The 19,709-nt window shown below is 37.8% G+C and carries 19 protein-coding genes; 17 read left to right on the forward strand and 2 right to left on the reverse strand.

Translation table 11 applies throughout. The features are described 5' to 3' along the window. Nucleotides 1-86: 86 nt before the first annotated feature. The 5 genes from CC204_RS16030 (at nt 87) to CC204_RS16050 (ending at nt 6,940) form a co-directional block, all read left to right on the forward strand. Nucleotides 87-3,383 carry a KxYKxGKxW signal peptide domain-containing protein gene (locus tag CC204_RS16030; protein ID WP_088271082.1) on the forward strand — a complete coding sequence of 1,099 codons (3,297 nt, stop codon included), beginning with the start codon at nt 87-89 and terminating at the stop codon, nt 3,381-3,383. 287 nt (nt 3,384-3,670) lie between these two features. After that, entirely contained in the window at nt 3,671-4,684 is a 1,014-nt protein-coding gene (locus tag CC204_RS16035) for a lipoate--protein ligase (protein ID WP_088271083.1), read from the forward strand. Between the two features lie 15 nt (nt 4,685-4,699). Further along, the gene (locus CC204_RS16040; protein WP_088271084.1) at nt 4,700-5,431 is read left to right on the forward strand and encodes a methionine ABC transporter ATP-binding protein; all 732 of its coding nucleotides are present in this window, start codon (nt 4,700-4,702) and stop codon (nt 5,429-5,431) included. Then, nucleotides 5,428-6,102: a methionine ABC transporter permease gene (locus tag CC204_RS16045; RefSeq protein WP_088271085.1), complete on the forward strand. Its 675-nt coding sequence runs from the start codon at nt 5,428-5,430 to the stop codon at nt 6,100-6,102. The genes CC204_RS16040 and CC204_RS16045 overlap by 4 nt, the downstream gene beginning before the upstream one ends. Before the next feature lie 16 nt (nt 6,103-6,118). Further along, on the forward strand, nt 6,119-6,940 hold the full coding sequence (locus CC204_RS16050; protein ID WP_088271086.1) for a MetQ/NlpA family ABC transporter substrate-binding protein: 822 nt from the start codon (nt 6,119-6,121) through the stop codon (nt 6,938-6,940). A 51-nt stretch (nt 6,941-6,991) separates the two neighbouring features. Here CC204_RS16050 and CC204_RS16055 read toward each other — a convergent pair whose 3' ends face one another. Both CC204_RS16055 and CC204_RS16060 read right to left on the reverse strand, forming a co-directional pair. Beyond that, the gene (locus tag CC204_RS16055; RefSeq protein WP_088271087.1) at nt 6,992-7,174 is read right to left on the reverse strand and encodes a hypothetical protein; all 183 of its coding nucleotides are present in this window, start codon (nt 7,172-7,174) and stop codon (nt 6,992-6,994) included. Nucleotides 7,175-7,192: 18 nt separating this feature from the next. Continuing rightward, nucleotides 7,193-8,413, reverse strand: coding sequence for an MFS transporter (locus tag CC204_RS16060; RefSeq protein WP_088271088.1), 1,221 nt, complete (start codon nt 8,411-8,413; stop codon nt 7,193-7,195). Between the two features lie 235 nt (nt 8,414-8,648). On the opposite strand from CC204_RS16060, the gene CC204_RS16065 reads away from it, so the two are divergent. The 12 genes from CC204_RS16065 to bglX all read left to right on the forward strand — a co-directional run bounded on the left by CC204_RS16065 (nt 8,649) and on the right by bglX (nt 19,508). Beyond that, the gene (locus CC204_RS16065) at nt 8,649-9,305 is read left to right on the forward strand and encodes a Crp/Fnr family transcriptional regulator (RefSeq protein ID WP_088271089.1); all 657 of its coding nucleotides are present in this window, start codon (nt 8,649-8,651) and stop codon (nt 9,303-9,305) included. A 190-nt stretch (nt 9,306-9,495) separates the two neighbouring features. Continuing rightward, nucleotides 9,496-10,086 (forward strand): type 1 glutamine amidotransferase family protein, encoded by a 591-nt coding sequence (locus CC204_RS16070; RefSeq protein WP_088271090.1) that lies wholly within the window; start codon nt 9,496-9,498, stop codon nt 10,084-10,086. Between the two features lie 95 nt (nt 10,087-10,181). Continuing rightward, nucleotides 10,182-10,361 (forward strand): hypothetical protein, encoded by a 180-nt coding sequence (locus CC204_RS16075; RefSeq protein WP_088271091.1) that lies wholly within the window; start codon nt 10,182-10,184, stop codon nt 10,359-10,361. Between the two features lie 8 nt (nt 10,362-10,369). Then, nucleotides 10,370-10,651: a hypothetical protein gene (locus CC204_RS16080; protein WP_088271092.1), complete on the forward strand. Its 282-nt coding sequence runs from the start codon at nt 10,370-10,372 to the stop codon at nt 10,649-10,651. A gap of 23 nt (nt 10,652-10,674) precedes the next feature. Then, nucleotides 10,675-10,758, forward strand: coding sequence for a hypothetical protein (locus CC204_RS21835; protein ID WP_120308913.1), 84 nt, complete (start codon nt 10,675-10,677; stop codon nt 10,756-10,758). A gap of 634 nt (nt 10,759-11,392) precedes the next feature. After that, on the forward strand, nt 11,393-12,085 hold the full coding sequence (locus CC204_RS16085) for a response regulator transcription factor (protein ID WP_088271093.1): 693 nt from the start codon (nt 11,393-11,395) through the stop codon (nt 12,083-12,085). Then, nucleotides 12,082-13,455 carry a sensor histidine kinase gene (locus CC204_RS16090; protein ID WP_088271094.1) on the forward strand — a complete coding sequence of 458 codons (1,374 nt, stop codon included), beginning with the start codon at nt 12,082-12,084 and terminating at the stop codon, nt 13,453-13,455. The genes CC204_RS16085 and CC204_RS16090 overlap by 4 nt, the downstream gene beginning before the upstream one ends. Nucleotides 13,456-13,570: 115 nt before the next feature. Continuing rightward, on the forward strand, nt 13,571-14,233 hold the full coding sequence (locus tag CC204_RS16095; protein WP_227011181.1) for a PepSY domain-containing protein: 663 nt from the start codon (nt 13,571-13,573) through the stop codon (nt 14,231-14,233). A 155-nt stretch (nt 14,234-14,388) separates the two neighbouring features. Then, nucleotides 14,389-14,925, forward strand: coding sequence for an HdeD family acid-resistance protein (locus CC204_RS16100; protein ID WP_088271096.1), 537 nt, complete (start codon nt 14,389-14,391; stop codon nt 14,923-14,925). Nucleotides 14,926-15,076: 151 nt separating this feature from the next. Then, nucleotides 15,077-15,904, forward strand: coding sequence for an AraC family transcriptional regulator (locus CC204_RS16105; RefSeq protein ID WP_162288362.1), 828 nt, complete (start codon nt 15,077-15,079; stop codon nt 15,902-15,904). Nucleotides 15,905-16,019: 115 nt separating this feature from the next. Further along, the gene (locus tag CC204_RS16110) at nt 16,020-17,288 is read left to right on the forward strand and encodes a PTS sugar transporter subunit IIC (protein WP_088271098.1); all 1,269 of its coding nucleotides are present in this window, start codon (nt 16,020-16,022) and stop codon (nt 17,286-17,288) included. A gap of 3 nt (nt 17,289-17,291) precedes the next feature. Beyond that, nucleotides 17,292-19,508, forward strand: a complete 2,217-nt coding sequence (gene bglX / locus CC204_RS16115; RefSeq protein WP_088271099.1) for a beta-glucosidase BglX — start codon at nt 17,292-17,294, stop codon at nt 19,506-19,508. The last annotated feature ends 201 nt before the right edge of the window (nt 19,509-19,709 follow it).

A 19,709-nucleotide genomic window follows, 5' to 3' on the forward strand; every position in this document is an offset into this window, starting at 1 on the left:
ATTTTTTTGGTCGTGTCCATTATTTTACTTTGAGTGGATACTAATTGATTTTGGTATTTAAAAAAATATTTTGGAGGTATTGGTTAATGAAGAGCAACAAGAATTTCAGAAAAGACGATTTAAGTCCTGAAAGCAACACAAAAAAAATCTACAAGATGTACAAGAGAAAAAAACAATGGGTAGTAGCACCGGTTGTATTAGGATTATTACTTAATGCATTGAGTCCAGCTGCAGCTTTAGCTGTAACTGATTCAGAGCAGACGGATGCTGTGACAGCACAAGCAAGAGCTGTGGATAATGAGCTTTTAGAATTAATTGAACAGGCAACTACAAATATCAATGCATTAGTTTCACTAACTTCAGAAGCAAAAGCAACGTATGTAGCAGCAGTGCAGGAATCAGATACGAAAGAAAAAGTTGAAGAACAGTTATTGAACGCATATAAAGAAGATGTTGCAGAAGCTTTAAAAGCTGTAGACACTTTTTATGTTAGTAAAATTGATGGTCTAACTTCATTATCGACAGACCAAAAAGAAGCTGCCAAAAATGCTATTAGTGCAGCGTTAGCATTTGACTCATTAAAAAATGCTTTCAATGCAATGAGTGATTCAACAACATACAGTACTTTTAAAGCAGCATTTGATAAACAACTAGCTAAAAACAAAGAAGCTGCTGATATTTTGGTAAAAGAGAATGTCGAACTAGATGCTGCACTTGCAGATCTTCCAAAATATAAAGCAGAGCAAAAAGCTGTGATCAATGGCTTGAGTCAATTCCAAGAAATTGAAAAGCAAAATCTTTATATAGAAATTGACAAAGCCGCAGATAAAAGTGCGATTGATGGGATTATAACTGATGCAAAAGCTGAAAATAAAACAAGATTAGCAACTGCGGTGGCAGCTAAGGTGGCTGAATTGAAAGTTGAAACAGCTAAACTAGCTGAGTTGAATTCATCAAAACAAACTGAACTTAATGCAAAAATCGATGAAGTAGCAGGATCCAATGACGATGCTGCATTAGCTAAATTAAATACTTTAGCGGGCGAGATTGAACAAGCGATTGCAGAAGCAACGGCGAATGATGAATTAGCTAAATTGAATGCAGCAAAATCTGAACTTAAAGCTAAAATTGCAAATGATAAAGCGGAAAACCAACAGATTACAGATGCCGATGTAAGTGCATTTAATAGTAGAGTGAATTCAGCAAAAACACTTGAAGCTGTTGCGGTGGTAAAAGCAGATTGGCTATCATTTGTGGCTGCAGCTACTATTAAAGGAAAAGAGCTTGATGAGGCTAAAAGTGGGGCAACTACATTGATCGGAGGTCTGCCAACGATCGATGCAACCTTAAAAGCAAATTATTTAAAAGATGTCGAGTTGGCTCAAACATCGGAAGAAGTTGCTGCTATTGTTACATCAGCACAAGCCGAGGAACGTAAAGCTGTTGAAAAAAATGCAGCTGAATTAAAAGCGATCAAAGATCAAGCAATCAAAGAAATTAACGCACTTACTAATTTATCAAAAGTTGAAAAGAAAGCAAAAACGGATGCAGTAGAAGCAACAAATGATAAAAACGAAATAGCTGATTTAGTAAGAACAGCTAAAGAGGCAGATGCAGCTAGAGCATTAACTGCAGAAAAAGAGGCTGCAAAAGGAAAAGTAGAAGCTTTAGAGTACTTATCTGACGGAGCAAAAGCTATCGCTAAAACAGCTATTGATGCTGCAGCAGATTCAGCAGCAATCACAGCATTGTTGAATCAAGCCATTTATGACGATTATAAAGCAGGAGTTGCCAATGCAGAGGTTGAGTTGGATGAAGCGAAAACAATCGCTAAAGAAGCAATCAATAAATTGGAAAACTTAACTGCTACTCAAAGAGATGCTGCCCTTAAAGATATTGCCAAAGCAACAAATAAAACGGCAGTAACAAATGTGTTGGATGTAGCCAAGACTATGGATCAAGAAAATGCGAATGCGAATGAAGCTGCAAAGCTTCTTGAAAAAGAAAAAGCAGATGCAAAAGCAGAAATTGATGCGTTGCCTTATTTAACACAAGAAATGAAAAATGGTTACAAAGCGGAAGTAACAAATGCTAAAGATTCTGCTGCTGTCAATGAAGTATTGAGCAGAGCAAATACTGAAAATACAACTATTGAAACAGAAAAAGCAGCATTTGAAGCGGCAAAAAAAGCGCTTGTGGATCGAATCAATAACTCAGCTGAATTAACTGCCGAAGATAAAAAATCCTTGATTTCTGAAGCGATTGACTGTAAAACAAACGCTGAGGTTGCTGATCTTACAATAAAAGTAGAACAATTGATTGCAGATCGCTCAGTTGAAAATGCGGCTGAATCAGTAGCAAAAACCGTTATCAAAAATCAAATCGATACATTGGATCAATTGTCTGCTGCTCAGAAGTCAGCATACAAAAACCGTGTAGAGGCGCTTGAGAAAAAGGCAGATATGGTTGCAGTCTACAACGAAGCGAAGGCTGAAAACAATAGAGTAGCCGATAAAGCAACTGTCAATAATATCACTAAGCTAATTGCTTCTGGTTCTTTTGTAGAAGCGCAAAAAGAGATCAATAAATTAAGAACAGACAGTACTCGTAAAGAATACCAAACGAAATTGGATGAAAGTATTGCTCTAGCAACGGCTAAAGCTGAAGCGAACAAGCAAATCGATACTTTAGGAAACTTAAGTGCAGAAGAGAAAACTGCAGCTAAAGAAAAGATTTCTAAATTGACAACAAAAGCAGCGGTAGAAAAAGCTGTAGCTGAACTAGTCAAAGCAGATAATCTTGCACATGACAAGGATTTGATCGATATGGCTACTCTTCAAATCAAAGCAAAAGAATTTGAAGCAGCTGCAAAAACAATTGAAAGAATCCGTGATGCTGAAACAAAAGCTAAGCTACAAAAGCAATTAGAAGATGCACAAAAAGTAGCACCGACTATCAAAGGAACGGGTCATGTAAGTAAGATTGGTTGGCAAAAAACAGTTGATATGAATGAAATTATTGGTACAACTGGTAGAAAACTTGCGCTTGAAGCAGTGAAAATCAATTTGGCAGATGTTGAAATGCCAGAGGATGCGAAGAAACTTGAAGGCGGTATTGAATATCGTGCGCATGTTCGCAACATCGGATGGCAAAAGTATGTTTCAAACGGAGAGATGGCTGGAACAACAGGAAAATCATTACAAATGGAAGCTATTCAAATCAAATTGACAGGTGAATTAGCAGAAAAATATAATGTTGAATACCGTGCACATGTGAAAGACATTGGTTGGCAAAAATATGTTTCCAATGGAGCTGTGGCTGGAACAACAGGCAAATCACTACGAATGGAAGCTGTCCAAATCCGTTTAGTAGAGAAAAAATAGCTCTCAATAATTCAAAATCGACCTTTTAAAGCCCTTGCTTAAATACAATAGTTAGACGCTAAATGACACAACATCTAGAGTGATTTCTAGTTGTTGTGTCATTTTATAATTAAATGGGCTTGAAACATGTTTTTTGTGTGCTATAAACTGTTTTATCTCTATAGATCTGTTATATAAAATATCGTTTTTTATTACAAATTGTGGATTTTGTAAGCAAATATATGTAATTTTATAATTGAGAATGATAGACTGTTTTTGAAAGCACTTAAATAGAAAAGGGGAAGAAAATGTATTATGTAGTGATGTCCTCTCACGATATTCGTCGAAACTTAGCGACAGAGCAATATATATTGAATCAAAAAGACTTTGACGAAGCAGTGATTTTATTTTATATTCAAAAACCATGTGTAATTGTCGGACGAAATCAAAATGTTCGAGCAGAAGTCGATTTAAAATATGCTGAAGCAAATAATATTACGATCACACGCAGACTATCCGGTGGCGGTGCTGTGTATGACGATTTGGGTAATCTTAGTTTTAGCTTTGTTGTAAATGCAGAACATGAAGCATTCGGCGATTTTAAACGATTTACAGAACCGTTGATCACTGCTTTACATGAGATGGGAGCTGTTGGCGCTGAAATCAGTGGACGCAATGACTTGTTGATCGATGGTAAGAAGTTTTCTGGTAACGCGATGTACACGAAAAATAAAAAGATGTATTCTCATGGAACACTGATGTTTGACGTCAAACTTGATGAAGTGGGTCGTGTATTGACTGTATCCGAAAAGAAGCTAGCATCAAAAGGCACAAAATCTGTAAGAAGCCGTGTAACGAATCTCAAACCATTTTTATCAAAGGAATATCAAACACTTACTACAGAAGAGTTTCGAGATCAATTACTATTACGTCTATTCGAAGTAGATACCTTGGAAGCAATCAAAGACTATGAATATTTGCTGACACAAAAAGATGAAGCTGCAATCGATCAACTTGTCGCAGATATCTATGCAAATGACGAATGGATTTTTGGTGAGGAGCCTAAATTTACCATCAAACGTGAAGAAAAATTCAAAGGTGGACTCATGGAAGCCAATATTTCTGTAGAAAAAGGGCGGATAGCAGCTATTACGATCTATGGTGATTATTTTAGCCAAAAAGATACTAAGGATCTAGAAACACTGTTAGTTGGTTGTGAATATAAGAGTGAAGCAATCGAGCAAAGACTAAAGCCAATTTTGATCGACGAGTATTTTAATCATGTAACGAAAGCGGAATTTATCCAGCTCTTGGTAGATTAATCAGGAGGAAGTAAAATGATAACATTTGAACGAGTATCAAAACATTACCACCATAACGGCATGGTGATTTCTGCGTTAAAAGACATTACCTTGCAAATTAATGATCATGAAATATTTGGCGTAATTGGTGAAAGTGGTTCAGGGAAATCGACCCTACTGCGAATGATCAACACATTGGAACTACCTGATCATGGACAAATCAAAGTTGCCGATCATGATATTGAAACGTTTAGCGAAGTAGAACAACGAAGAAGTCGTAAAAACATTGGAATGATTTTTCAACAGTTCAATTTGCTCCACAACCAAACGGTTAAAGAAAATGTGGGCTTACCATTACGATTAAATAGAACGTATGATGAGCCTAAAATTCAGAAAGTTCTTGAATTTGTTCGTTTAGAAGACAAAATAAATCATTATCCCAAGCAGCTCAGCGGTGGCGAAAAACAACGTGTTGGTATCGCACGTGCGCTGATCAATGAACCGGAGGTATTACTTTGTGATGAACCGACTTCTGCTTTAGATGGTCAAAATGCTTCTGACGTTATGGAACTGTTGAGAGAGATCAATCAAACGTTCGGTACAACAATGGTCGTTGTCAGTCATGAATTAAATTTGATCAAATATTTATGTGATCGAGTGGCTATATTGGATAAAGGGCAAGTGCAAGAGATAATCACGGTACCAAAAAAAGAACAGCAGCCAACCTTTGAAAATTATTATGAACGTATTCGGGAGAGCTTAACATGATGACAGAATACTTAGAAAAAATCAGCTATTATCTTCCTGAAATGTCACAAGCATTATCAGAGAGTGGAATCATGCTTGTGATATCCATTGCCGCAGCAATTATTGTTGGTTTGCCATTAGGGACGTATGTCTATTTAGTCAAGCAACAGCCAACGAGATCAAATCGAGTTATGGGTATATTCTTAAATGGCTATATCAATATTGTACGTTCATTTCCATTTTTATTATTCGTTGTGGCGTTGATTCCTGTGACACGCTTAGTGTTAGGAACGGCTTTTGGAACCTACGCGGCAGCTTTCCCCCTAAGTTTTGTGGCAGTGGCGATTTATGCGCGATTGGTGGAACAGGTGTTGCTGGAAGTGCCTACGGATATTTTAGAATTAGCTCAGGCTTTAGGCAGTACCAGACCTCAGTTGATTTTCCGTTTTTTATATGTAGAAGCGCGTTCAGGTTTAGTGTTGGCCTTGACCTCAGTTATAATCAGTATGGTTTCCTATTCAACAGTGATGGGTGTGATCGGTGGCGGTGGAATCGGTGATTTTGCTCTAAGATACGGATATCAGCGTTACGAATATGCGGTAATGTACACAGCGATCGTTTTAATGATTCTATTTGTTAGTTTGATTCAAATTAGCGGCAGTTGGGTCGCGAAACGAATAAATAAAAAATAAGTGATAGGAGCGAATTATGAAGAAAAAGTTATGGATCAGTTTGTTAGTAGTTGCGGGATTGGTAATAGTCGGATGTGGTGGACAAAAGAAAGACGCAAATTCAACGGAAAAAGAAGATAAAGTCATCAAAGTCGCTTCACACATTCCCTCTACCGTTGAAGTCGTTGAATTAGCAGGAAAAAATATTGAAGATGGGTATAAAGTAGAGTTGGTGCAAGTGAACGATAATATTCAGTATAACGAGTTGCTGAATGCTAAAGAAATCGATGCAAACTTTGCCCAGCACGAACCGTTTATGCAAAAATTCAATGAAGAAAAAGATGGAAATTTAGTTGTCGTTCAAAAAATTTATAATGCAAAAGTTGGTTTTTATTCTAAAGAGTATAAAGATATTGCAGACTTGCCGCAAGGAGCCAAAATTGCTTTACCAAGTGATGTGTCCAATGAAGGTCGTGCATTGGCAATTTTGGATGAGGCTGGCTTGATCAAATTAAAGGATGGCGTAGGCTTCAATGGAACGATCAAAGATATTGTTGAAAATCCTAAAAAGTTTGAATGGGTATCTGTGGATTTGTTGAATTTAGCAGAAGCTTATAATGAAAAAGATATTGCCATGGTCTATAATTACCCAACATATATTGCGAAGATCGGTTTAACACCAAAAGATGCGATTTTACTAGAGGAAAAAGTCGATGAACGTTTTGCGATCAGTTTGGTCGCACGTGAAGACAACAAAGATTCAGATGAAATCAAAGCATTGAAAAAAGCTATGACCAGTGACAAAGTCAGAGAGCTTTTAGAAACAAAATATAGTGAGACATTGACACCGGCATTCTAGAAAAAAAGGTTGTGGTATCGCTCGAAGAGCAATACCACAACCTTTTTCTTACTAACCCATGATGTTATTATTTTCTGCTGCTAATTCTATTTCTTTTGCATAATGACTCATGCTCAACTGGTAATTATCCATAGAAGTCAAGTCATGTTCGATATGGCTCAAACGTTTATTTAATTCATTGATTTTTATAAGAGTTTGTTCTAACACTTCAAGCATACGTTCATCTGTACTCATGATCATTCCTCCAAAATATTATTGTTCTTCTAGTTTTTTAATTGGGTTCATCGTATAATCAACTGCTTTTGACCGATAAAATAGTGCGTAAAGAATCGTGCAAGCAACAGGAATCATCGCTGCTGTAAAATACATTTCCTGAAATGTCAGAAAGCTTCGTAATTCTCCCAAAATATAAGGTCCGACACCTAAGCCCAGATCCAAGCCAATAAAATAAGTCGACAAAGCAATCCCGATACGATGACTGGTTGGGCTAGCTTTTAAACAAATTGCTTGTCCATTAGACATAAACGTACCGTAGCCTAAACCAATCAATCCGCCAGAGACGAATAGCATCCAGCTACTTGTCGTTATACTCAAGAAAAGTAAACCCCCCGTTAAGAATATGAAGCTAGGGTACATCACCGCATTTTCACCACGAGCATCAAAAATACGGCCGGAGAGTGGACGTGTTGCTGTGATTACTAACGCATACACGACGAAGAAGAAAGAACTGGCACTCACAAGGTCGATCGCTTTTGCATAGGATGAAAGAAAAGAAAGAACGCTAGAATAAGATAAGCCCATTAGAAAACCAATAAATGAAATAAATAGAACTTTCTTTTCGATAAAGCTATCCCAGCTCCAGCGTGATAAACTTGCCCGATGTTCAGGCGTCAACTGAATATTTTTGACTGGGAAAATAAAACAGGCGATCGTAGTCAGTAAAATCAGAATGATTGAAAATAGAATGATAAAATAGAAGTTCATCGTATTTAGCAAGACCATCCCGATAAATGGTCCAATGGCAGCAGCTAAACTTGTGCTTAAGCCATAATAATTGATTCCTTCACCATGTCTAGATTTAGGAATATACGCTGTAACGATCGCATTCGTTGCGGTAGAAACAGCACCATAGCCAAAGCCATTTAGCAGACGAACGAAATAAAGAACACCAATACTTGGAATATACAAGTAAGCGATCGTTGTTACGAGATAAAATAAGGCACCGTATCGTAGGACAGCCTTTCTGCCGATCAATTCTAAGGTTTTCCCCATGAATAGCCGAGCGATCAAAGTCCCGATGATATAAATACCTGATGCGAGACCTGCTTGTCCCAATGTAGCATGCAAAGTATCTTGCGCGATAACTGCGATGATCACCATCAGTAAATAATAAACTAAATAAACGATGAAATTGATCAAGGTGATACTAATGAAGCCTTTGTTGAATAATTTTTCTTTTGATTGTTCCGACATTTTCCGTAAATCCTTCTTTCTTTAATAGCTAAAAATGAAATTACAACTAATTTTCTGAAAGCTTTTTATAGGTGATACTATACAAAAAAAATAGAAGAAAAAAATGCGAGTTTGTAGATAAAAAACGTTTAACACATAAAAATACAACAAAAGTCATTAACATTTGTTATTGTTTTTTGATGTGATATCCTTTTAAATAAGAATGACAATAAAATAAATAGGGAGTTCGGCAGCAATGGATAGTCATGTGTTACAAGAATATTTAGATGATCACTCATTTAGAGTCGTCGTAAAAAAGAGAAAAAATTACCTCACGTATGAAGGTTTACAAGATCGTTATGCGTATGTGCTAAAAAGCGGTATTATCAAGACCAGTGTGATTTCGCCGGATGGACGTGAATTTAATTTGCGTTATATCAATAGTTTAGAGATCGTTTCTCTGTTACGAGATGAATATTCCCAGTTTATTGATGCGCCGTTCAATATACGCGTAGAATCGGAGCAGGCTGAATTGTATCAGATCGACCGCGTACAGTTTTGGAAGGATATCAATAAGAGCAAGGACTTACAGATGTATGTGAAAGATTATTACCGTGTGCGGTTGATGTACTCGATGAAAAAGATGCAGCAAATGCTGATGAACGGAAAATTTGGTGCAGTTTGTACACAAATTTATGAGTTGTATGATACGTTTGGAGTGGAAACAGATGAAGGCTTGTTGATCGATTTTGTGGTGACGAATGAAGAAATCGCTCATTTTTGCGGGATCACTTCCGCTAGTAGTGTGAATCGGATGATGCAGCAATTGAGAGAATTAGGAGCGATCAAGATACGGGATCGGAAGATTTTGATTAAGGATTTGGAGATGTTGAAGGATAATATTATTTTGTAAGAAGATGGTTTTTAGAAAGTATTGCAGTTGTGAGGATTGCAATATTTTTTTATAAGTAAATGTATTTAAGTTTGAATGAACAATTTCTTCAGACGAATTTTATCGGATGACTATTTTTTATAAATGCTGACAAACAGCTGTCACTCTTTTAAGGTATGATAAGTTCAGTTTAATAGAGGGGGACTCAATCATGAAAGAAATTTTATTTGTATTACTAGAAGAATATGCCGACTGGGAGGCAGCATCACTAGCGGCAGCTCTCAATCAGCTGGAAAATTTTACCGTCAAAACTGTATCGAATACAAAACAGCCTGTTCATTCGATGGGTGGTTTTACCACTTTACCAGATTATACACTTGCGGAAGCAGAACAAATCGATTTTGAAGCACTTATATTGATCGGCGGAAAATCTTGGCGAACGAATGTAGCGGATGAAGTAGCCAGTCTAGTGAAAAAGGCAGAGCAAAAAGGAACGATCATTGCAGCAATTTGTGATGCTACAGTTTATGCTGGAACACTAGGATTGTTAAACGAAGTGAAGCATACGAGCAATCAATTGCCTGATCTAAAAGCCTATGCTGGGCAAAAATATACAGGTGAAAATCATTATCTTGACGTTCAGGCAGTAAGAGATAAAAATATCATCACAGCAAATGGAACGGGACATTTAGAGTTTGCCCAAGAAGTCTTGCTTGCACTTCAAGCAATGTCGGAAGCAGAAATTGCTCAATGGTATGATTTTTATAAGTTAGGCTATTATGAAGCAATGAAAAAAAGTTAGACAAATCGAAAGTGATGTTCTGTAAGTTCGGTTGTCATGTAAGAGATGATGGCCTATAATCAAGAAAAAGACAAACATAAAAAGGAGAGCACGTATTGAAAAAAGGATTACTTATGTTGGCCATGTTAGTACTTGCAGGCGGAATCGGTATTGCCGTAAAAATAAACTCGGATGGCTGGAAAGAAACTCCTAACCAAACTCTAAACAAACAGGCACGACAGGAACAATCAATCACAAACCAAGAGCTGAATATAAAAAAGCGCCAGGACTATTAACTGTTTCTTTGTATGACTTAAGTGACGAAGAGCTCTATCAACGTTTTGGTTACACAAATGAAGGAATAGATGAATTATTTTTTGATCATGAAGACACCACAAAAATCGTTGCTTTAAAAGATGGATCGATGCTTACAGGAAAAATGGTCGATAATGATCGTTTAGTTGAAGTAGATTCTGAGACAGACCCCAATGCTCTCACAGTAGGAGAAGCGAAGGAGCTGTTGAGAAGTCGTCAAGATGTACTTTATCAACTATATGAAGCAGAACTCACCAATGGATCAGAATAAGAAAACAATCTCTTATTGTTGGAATGGTCATAGCACTTTTCAAACATTGGCTTGATAATTGGAAGCGACTGAGAGCCAAAAATAAACCCCATCACTTGGACGAGTGATGGGGTTTTGATGTGAAACATGCTAAATTGGCTTCTAAAGTTAGCTTATCTTATATAAAAAGTTGAGTCAAGAATAAAAATGAAAAAATCTTTTTGTCAAATATGTCTAGATAAAAGGACAATTTTTAGAAATTCTGATGAAAGTAAAAAAGTAAATCCAGAGCATAATTGTTAGGTTTGCAATTTAAAAATATGAACATAAATACATTTCAATCCACGCATAGAAAAATCAAAACGAACTATTTTTTTAGTAACGATTTTTTTATCCGGTATTTTATCTTGTCTAGCTTGTATTCTTATGATAACTATTTTAGTTGGCAGCTTAGTTGCTATGTATGTCCAAAGTATAGAAGCTTTATTAGGAATTTTTTATTTAATGATCATGCTGGGGATGAAAAGCTATTTGAAGTATATTTTCTTTTCGCTGTTAGTATGCAGTCTGGTCACCTTTAACAAGCAAAGAAAGATCAAAAATATGAATAAGACTGACTAATTGAATTAGGCGGAGCATAATGTATAGCGTTGTGTTCCGTCTTTTCTATCCTGTTTAACTACGAAAATGAAGATTTTTTCATCATGATTTGATTGACCTGGTCTAAAATACTGGGTACTCTATAAAAAAGGCGGTGGAGAAATGAACGAGATAGTCATTTTATTAGTTGAAGATGAAGCGAGCTTAGCTAATTTTATTTCAGAGGAGCTTCGTTTTGAAGGGTATGAAGTATTGTATGCCGCAGATGGTGAACAAGCTTTGACCTTATATGAAGAAAATCAAGAGCGAATCACGATGCTTTTGCTGGATTGGATGTTGCCAAAATATGATGGGATCACAGTGGCTAGACGCATCAGGCGGACGAGTCAAGTACCGATCATTATGATGACAGCGAGAGATCAGCTGACAGATAAGGTTGTCGGATTGGATGCGGGAACAGATGATTACATAACGAAACCTTTTGAAATAGAGGAACTATTAGCTCGAATTCGTGTCGTTGTAAGACGCGCAGCGCAAGCACAAACGCAAGCTATGGTGTATCATTATAGCAATTTGACGTTGGATTTAGCGAAACGTGTAGTCGAACGTTTCGAAGAAAGGATTCAGCTCACGCAAAAAGAATTTGAACTATTAGCCGAGCTGATCAAGCGCCCGGAAGAGGTATTGACTCGAGATGAACTGCTTAATGCCGTCTGGGGCTATGACTATTTTGGCCAAACGAATGTGGTGGATGTCTATATTCGCTCTCTTCGCAATAAAATGGATTACGATGCAGATCAGCGATTGATTCAAACGGTTCGTGGCGTAGGCTACGTATTGAGGGAAAAATCATGAAAAAAATTAGAGCAGCTTTTCAAGAAAGAAAAAATACAACGCAATTTCAATTGACGATCTGGTTTATTGGTCTGCTTGTCTCAGCTGTTTTGATTTTAAGTGTCTTGATCATAGGAATCACGATTGCTGAGCTGTATGATTCAACGGAAAAGCAAGCTGTTTTATTGGAAGATTCGCTTAAACGTAGTGAAGCAGAGGATGAAGAAGACTGGGAAGCTGTTCTTACAAGCTATCGCACACAGGATAAGTCATCGTATCTTATTCGTGTCGGATTGAACTCAGGTGCAATCATTTATTCTTCTGAAGATGCGCAGGAAATTTATGCGGAGTTTCCTCGTTTAAAACAATTGTTCTTTTTAGATCAGGTATTATGGACGAGTGAGATGGAGCCTTACTTTTATAGAAGCTTTGAAGACGGCAATGGCAAAGTCACTATGTTAGTCGATATGGAGGATCAATTTGAAGTGATCGGTAGGATTTTTTCTTTAACGATGTTACTGACGATCGTTGTCATCGCAGTGGGTTCTTTTGTTACGTATCGTTTTTCTAAGAAACTCAGCGGGTCATTAGTTGTGATGAATGAGGAAATCACGAAGCTGGAAAGTTCCGTAGACGAACAAGTTTTGACGGTTCCAAAAACACCGCAGGAAGTGCAAAATATTTCAAGATCGTTCAATCAGTTATTGAATCGACAGCGTTTGTCCTTGAAACGTGAACAGCAATTCGTTACAGATGCGTCACATGAGCTGAGAACACCGCTTGCGGCTATTCGGGGTCATGTCAATTTGATCAAGCGACGTGGTGAAAAGCATCCAGAAGTGATTCCAACCTCTTTGTCTTATATCGATAAAGAGTCGAAGCGAATGGAAATCTTGGTAAATCAGTTGCTGACATTAGGTCGACTGGAAAATTTTGGAGAAGGTGAAAGGATCGATTTATCTCAATTGATTCAGCAGACAGTTGATGAGCTTAGCGTGATGATGACTCAAGAACTAACGGTACAGATTGAAGCAGGAATCATGATCACTGGGCAAAAAGAGCATTTTTATCAGATTGCCAGAAATTTAATAGAGAATGCGATGAAGTATACAGAAAAAAATGGACAAATCAGTATACGATTATCTTCTGATGCAAAACAGATTTATTTTGCTGTGGAAGATTCTGGCATGGGCATTCCGGATGAAGCAAAGGAAAAAGTGTTTGAACGGTTTTATCGTGTGGATCAGTCCCGATCAAGTGAGATTGCGGGAACGGGGATCGGGCTAGCAATTGTGAAAAGCTTGGTTGAACACTATAATGGAACGATTCAAATAACCGATGTTCAGCCCGAAGGAACATGTTTTACGGTTTCTTTTCCGCCTAATACGTAAAAATGAAGATTTCTTCATTTAGCTTTCACGTTGATTTATTTTTATAGGCACAATTGCCTGTTATGATACTAGTATAAAGAAAAATAAAAACAACAACTCGAGAGGAATGAATGATATGAATAAAAAGGTGATCGTAGCAACAATAGGTTTAGGGGTACTTTTAGCAGGATGTACGAGCAATAATAAATCGTTGGAAGCAAACAATCAGAGTAAAGCAAGTACAGAGGTTAGTCAAAAAATCACGTTTGATTCAAGCACAGGTGAGTCAAGCAGTACAAAAAATACAGCGTCATCTAGCACAGCAACAGCTGACGCTACTAAAAATCAAGTTCAGGTAAAAGTAACTTTGGAAGACGCAGTCAAAGCGTACCAAGAAGCGTATCCAAATACCGCAATCACTTCTTTAGATCTAGACCCATCTTTTGGCACATATTACTATGAAATAAAAGGTGTGGATGACTCGAAAGAATACGAAGTGAAAATCAATGCTGAAACTGGAGAATTGAAGAAAGAACGGGAAGAAACCTTAGATCGTGAAGATCAAAATGGTGTAGAAAAAGCCAATGAAGCCTTGGATTTAAACAATCTTAAATCAATGGATGATATCTCAAAAATTGCTGTAGATAGCTTCGGTGAAGGGCAAGCAATTGAATGGTCGCTGGAAAGAGAGCTATCAACAACGTATTGGGAAGTCAAAGTTCAGTCAGGCAATCAGGAAATGTCTGTTAAAATCAACGCACAAACAGGTGATGTATTAGAAAAAGAATTAGATGACTAATTGATGATGAGAAGACATAAGACACGGCTATTAAGTCATGTCTTATGTTTTTTTGTTATAAAATTGCTGAACGAAAGGTCTTATTGCTCGTCTTATTTGAAGAAATTCTATACAATTAAGAGGAACATAGTAAATGAAACAATGGAGGGATCGGAATGAATAATGTTATGGAACAATTAAGAAAATATGCACTCTTAAGAGGGATCGTCTACATTCTTTTTGGCTTGCTGATTGTGTTTAATCCAAGAAGTGTTTTTCAGGCAGCGGTGTATTTCATTTCTGCTTATATCGCCATTATGGGTCTGCTTAATTTGTACGATGGCTTTAAAGTGAAAAAAGCGACAGGAACGTACGGTTTGAGTTTTCTTGGAGGGATCGTGCTCTTGGTGATTGCTGGAATCGTTTTGGTATTTGCAAAAGGAATCGTAAGTATTTTACCGATTTTCTTAGGTTTAGCAATCGTTATCGTGGGTGTTAGCCGTGGGATACAGGCGGTCAATCTACGAAGCTATGTGAATGTGAACTGGCTGCCAATGCTGATTTATAGTGCCATCTTGATCATTGCAGGATTAGTGTTGACCTTTAATCCGTTTAGCAGTGTTTTGGTGCTTTTCCAATTATTTGGTGGCATTTTGATTTTTATGGGGATTGGCGAATTTGCGGCCTTTTTCCAACTACGTAAGGTTGACTAAAAGCAGAGAAAAGGATCGACTGACAGGAGTAAGATGTTGGTCGATCCTTTTTAATATGCTCTTTTTAGTAGCATTAGGTTCCTTCCGTTTTTTCTAAAGAGAAAATAGCTTATAATTTGCTTATCATTGTTCAAAAGAAAGAGGTATGGTAATGAAACATGAGATGATTTCTCCAAATGAACACTACCCATTTAAACTGTTCTCGTTTACATCGAGAAATCCAGATCGGCTGATCAGTACACATTGGCATGAAAGTGCCGAACTTTTGTACTGTCTAAAAGGCAATTTAGAAGTTCGTTTTCCACAAATAACGTATCTTCTGGAGCCTGGTGATACGTTGTTTATCAATTCAAATATTATTCATTCTTCTAGAAGTCCGCTGCCAAATGAAGTTTTTGTTATGCAGTTTCCGCTTCGTTTTTTACAGGAAATGACTCAAAATCAATACAATGAAAAGTTCTTGTTCAATGTGATTCCTATGAAGCAAAAAGACCGACGTATGCAGCACGTATTGAATCAAATTTTTCGTAACTATCAAACACAAGAGCTGGCAACGAATCTTTTGGTTAAAAGCCAAACCTTGGCATTGCTTTCTTTATTGGTAGAGGAATACAGTATCCCCTTGACTTCACAGCATTCAATCAAAAGCTTAAAGCATTTAGAGCGGTTAAAACAAATCAATGATTATGTACAGGAGAATTACTATCAAGCGCTGAAGTTGGAGCAGGTAGCGGAGGTTTTTAATTACGATCCAGCCTATTTTTCCCGTTTCTTCAAAAAATATATGGGCATCCCTTTTTCTGAATATGTCAATACAGTTCGTTTAGAAAAAGCGTATTATCAATTAAGGGATACCGATATGACGGTGATGGCGATTGCTATGGCAAATGGTTTTTTCTCTGTGAAGTCCTTTTACAATGTGTTCAAAAAGAATTACAACCTTTCTCCTCAGCAATATCGGAAAAAATATTTCTCTTAGAAAAAGTCATTATTTTACCGATTTTATGACGTATTTAGCAAAGAATTATGTTGGATGTGTCAGTATACTAAGTGTAAGTAAAGCGCTTACTGTTATTTTGAGAGGAGCAAGCAACATGAAAAAGAAGTTAGTGGATTTTTTTGACAAAGTTAGTCCATTTTTTGATAAGATGGGGAACAATCCTTATCTACAAGCGATTTCTGGTGCGATGATGTCGACATTGGGACCTGTTTTTATTGGATCGGTCGCGGTCTTATTAGTTGTTTTTATGAATATGTCGAAAACCTTGCAGGGATTTACGCAAGTCATTTCATTATTAGGGAAAGTCAATACATTTACCATCGGATCTCTGGCCTTATATATTTCTGTTTTAATGGCGATCAATGTCGTTCGCAAACTAGATGAAAAAGAGGATTATGTCGCTGCAGGTATTATTTCTTTAATGAGTTTTTTATTGATCACCCCTTTGGATAAAACAGCAGATGAAGTTGCTGCCTTGCCGACAACGTGGCTAAGTGCCCAAGGTGTGTTCTCTGCGATGATCGTAGGATTAGTTGTTGGTCGTTTATTTTTAGCAATCAAACGTAAAGGCTGGACGATCAAAATGCCGGAAGGCGTTCCGCCAATGGTTACACGGATGTTTGAATCGCTGATTCCAACCGTGCTGATCGGTATTCTATTTATTCTAGTTGATTTTGGTTTTAGTTTAACGCCGTTTGAAAATATGCATCAATTTGTGTATACGATTATTCAACAGCCGTTAAAAGGAATCGGCGGTTCAATTGGCGCAATGATCATTTTAAGTTTATTGCAGCAAATACTCTGGTTTTTCGGGATCCATGGTACAAATGTGATACTTCCATTAGTGACACCGTTGTGGATGGCGATGGACGTGGAAAATATGAACGCAGTGACTGCTGGACAAACACCGCCGAATATTGTTGGATTAGCCTTTTTCAATATCATTACGTTTGGTGGAATGGCACTGGGCTTGGTGTTACTGATGCTTAAAGCGAAAAGTAAACAGTATCGTGAAGTCGGAAAAATTTCTATCGTACCTGCGCTGTTTGGGATTACAGAGCCAGTGATTTTCGGTTCACCGCTAGTATTGAATTTTGATCTGGCTGTACCATTTATTTTTAATAACAGTATTGGGTTGATTTTAGCGTATATTTTAACGAAAATTGGCTTGGTTTCAAGATTTGTCGGCGTTCAGGCAATTTTCGGTCTGCCGATCGGTTTCCATGCGGCGGTGCAAGGCAGCATTTCTATCATTATTTTACAATTAATGATTCAGTTGATTTTGTCACCGTTATTATGGTATCCATGGTTTAAACGTCTAGACAACAAAACCTATTTACAAGAACAAAGTGAAGAGGTGTAAAAAATGGAAGAAAAAGCATTGAAAGAATTATTGGCGTCTTTAACTTGGGAAGAAAAAATCGGGCAATTAGTTCAATTATCTGGCGATTTTTTCCATGCAGATCAATTGGCCGTTGGACCGCAAAAAAAATTAGGGATTGATCAACGTATCGTTGACCAGGTTGGTTCTGTGTTGAATGTGACAGGGGCAGAAAAAACAAGAGAAATCCAAGAGCGTCACATGGAAAAAAGCAGACATAAGATCCCATTGCTGTTTATGGCGGATATCATTTACGGGTATCGCACCATTTTTCCGATTCCTTTAGGCTTGGGAGCAACATGGAATCCAGCATTGATCGAATCGGCGTATCAGCAAACCGCAGAAGAATCGAAAGCGGCAGGGGCTCACGTTACGTTTGCACCGATGGTTGATTTAGTACGAGATGCTCGCTGGGGTCGAACGTTGGAAGCAACGGGAGAAGATCCAGTGCTGAATGCTGCATTTGCGAAAGCGATGGTCGCCGGCCTACAAAAAGATTTGCTAAATGGCGGTGGAATTGCTTCTTGCGTCAAGCATTTTGCAGCGTATGGTGCAGCAGAAGGCGGACGTGAATATAATACAGTAGATATGTCTGAACGGCGTTTACGCCAAGAGTATTTACCAGCGTATAAAGCAGCAGTCGATGCTGGTTGCCAATTGGTGATGACATCCTTTAATACGTATGATGGCGTGCCAGTTACTGGAAATCAGTTTTTATTGAAAGAGATTTTACGTAAGGAGTGGGGCTTTGACGGGGTAATCATTTCTGATTATGCGGCGATTCAAGAATTGATTGCTCATGGTGTTGCAGTTGATGATCGGGAAGCAGCAAAATTAGCGATCGAAGCAACCACAGACATCGATATGAAAACGCCTTGTTATGCGAAAGAGCTGGAGCCTTTGATCGAGGCTGGAGAAATCAGTGCGGAACTGGTCGATCAATCGGTTTATCGTGTCCTTAAACTGAAAAATGATTTAGGACTATTTGAAGATCCTTATCGAGGAGCAAGTCAGGCATTGGAGGAACGTGTCTTTTTAACAGAAGAAAAGCGCCAGTTAGCGAGAAAAGTCTCAGCTGAATCAGTCGTTTTACTGCAAAATAAAAAGAATGTTTTGCCGCTTGAGCCAAATAAAGAAAAAATTCTTTTAGTCGGTCCATATGGTGACAATCAAGAATTGATCGGTTTGTGGGCGGTCCATGGTCAGCGGGAAGATGTGGTGACGATCAAAAAAGGGTTTGAAAAGTATCTTGATTCTAAACACCTTCTGTATACTCAAGGCTGCGATATGTTGGAAGACTATACTTTTCTGGGTGAATTCGGGGCGACAAAAGATCAGATCGAACAGCTCGGTCTGGACAAGCAAATGAAGGAAAAAGAGCTTGCACAAGCGTTATCCTTAGCAAAACAGGCAGATACGATCGTGTTTGCCTTAGGTGAACATACTATGCAAAGTGGGGAAGCAGGAAGTCGTACCGATATTACATTACCTAAAATCCAGCAAGCCTTTTTACAACAGCTAGTCGAGCTGAAAAAGAAAACAGTTTTGATCGTGATTAGTGGACGGCCGCTTGTATTAACGAAAGAAGTAGAACAAGTCGATGCGATTCTTCAAGCTTGGTTCCCTGGCACAGAAGGCGGAAATGCTTTAGCAGATATTATTTTTGGCGAAACCAACCCATCTGGGCGTTTAAGTATGAGTTTCCCTTATTCTGTTGGACAGCTACCGCTTTATTACAGTGAATTCAAAACGGGCAGACCCTTGACCAGTCCTACGCATAAAGGACGTTTTGTCTCAAAATATTTAGATAGTCCTAATGAACCGTTGTTCTCATTTGGTTTTGGTTTATCTTATAGTAAAGTCGATTATTCGGGATTAACCCTTAGCAATGAGCAAATGACAGAGACATTGACAATTTCTGTGAATGTGAAAAACAGTTCTGCTCGTCCTACTTTGGAAACCGTTCAACTATATATTCAGGATGTTACGGGTTCTGTTGTTCGTCCTGTTAAAGAATTGAAGGCTTTTCAAAAGGTTACTTTGGCAGCTGGTGAAGAGAAGAAAGTAAGCTTCTGTTTGGATAGAGAGAAGTTGAAATTTTACACGAAGGAAATGATTTTTGCAGAAGAGCCTGGTGCGTTTATCGTGTTTGTTGGGCCAAATGTCAATGAGACATTGGAAGCTTCTTTTGAACTTGTGTAAAATAGGTATCATTGATTTATAAGCAAACTAAGATTAGAGGGCAAAGTCATCTGTCGATGATTTTGCCCTCTAATTTTGGTATTTTTTTGCCGAATGAGACTTGCAAAAAAAGAAATGGAATGGTACTCTTAATTTCTAATTGAGAATGATTTTCATTCGCATTTGGTGCGGATATCAGTTTAGATAAGAAAGAATGGAGGA

Origin of the sequence: Enterococcus wangshanyuanii, assembly GCF_002197645.1 — a bacterium.
GTDB lineage: Bacteria > Bacillota > Bacilli > Lactobacillales > Enterococcaceae > Enterococcus_L > Enterococcus_L wangshanyuanii.

Coding starts and splice junctions, on each gene's coding strand:
- CC204_RS16030 (WP_088271082.1), top strand. CDS start 87: ATGAAGAGCAACAAGAATTTCAGAAAAGACGATTTAAGTCCTGAAAGC.
- CC204_RS16035 (WP_088271083.1), top strand. CDS start 3,671: ATGTATTATGTAGTGATGTCCTCTCACGATATTCGTCGAAACTTAGCG.
- CC204_RS16040 (WP_088271084.1), top strand. CDS start 4,700: ATGATAACATTTGAACGAGTATCAAAACATTACCACCATAACGGCATG.
- CC204_RS16045 (WP_088271085.1), top strand. CDS start 5,428: ATGATGACAGAATACTTAGAAAAAATCAGCTATTATCTTCCTGAAATG.
- CC204_RS16050 (WP_088271086.1), top strand. CDS start 6,119: ATGAAGAAAAAGTTATGGATCAGTTTGTTAGTAGTTGCGGGATTGGTA.
- CC204_RS16055 (WP_088271087.1), bottom strand. CDS start 7,174: ATGAGTACAGATGAACGTATGCTTGAAGTGTTAGAACAAACTCTTATA.
- CC204_RS16060 (WP_088271088.1), bottom strand. CDS start 8,413: ATGTCGGAACAATCAAAAGAAAAATTATTCAACAAAGGCTTCATTAGT.
- CC204_RS16065 (WP_088271089.1), top strand. CDS start 8,649: ATGGATAGTCATGTGTTACAAGAATATTTAGATGATCACTCATTTAGA.
- CC204_RS16070 (WP_088271090.1), top strand. CDS start 9,496: ATGAAAGAAATTTTATTTGTATTACTAGAAGAATATGCCGACTGGGAG.
- CC204_RS21835 (WP_120308913.1), top strand. CDS start 10,675: ATGGTCATAGCACTTTTCAAACATTGGCTTGATAATTGGAAGCGACTG.
- CC204_RS16085 (WP_088271093.1), top strand. CDS start 11,393: ATGAACGAGATAGTCATTTTATTAGTTGAAGATGAAGCGAGCTTAGCT.
- CC204_RS16090 (WP_088271094.1), top strand. CDS start 12,082: ATGAAAAAAATTAGAGCAGCTTTTCAAGAAAGAAAAAATACAACGCAA.
- CC204_RS16095 (WP_227011181.1), top strand. CDS start 13,571: ATGAATAAAAAGGTGATCGTAGCAACAATAGGTTTAGGGGTACTTTTA.
- CC204_RS16100 (WP_088271096.1), top strand. CDS start 14,389: ATGAATAATGTTATGGAACAATTAAGAAAATATGCACTCTTAAGAGGG.
- CC204_RS16105 (WP_162288362.1), top strand. CDS start 15,077: ATGAAACATGAGATGATTTCTCCAAATGAACACTACCCATTTAAACTG.
- CC204_RS16110 (WP_088271098.1), top strand. CDS start 16,020: ATGAAAAAGAAGTTAGTGGATTTTTTTGACAAAGTTAGTCCATTTTTT.
- bglX (WP_088271099.1), top strand. CDS start 17,292: ATGGAAGAAAAAGCATTGAAAGAATTATTGGCGTCTTTAACTTGGGAA.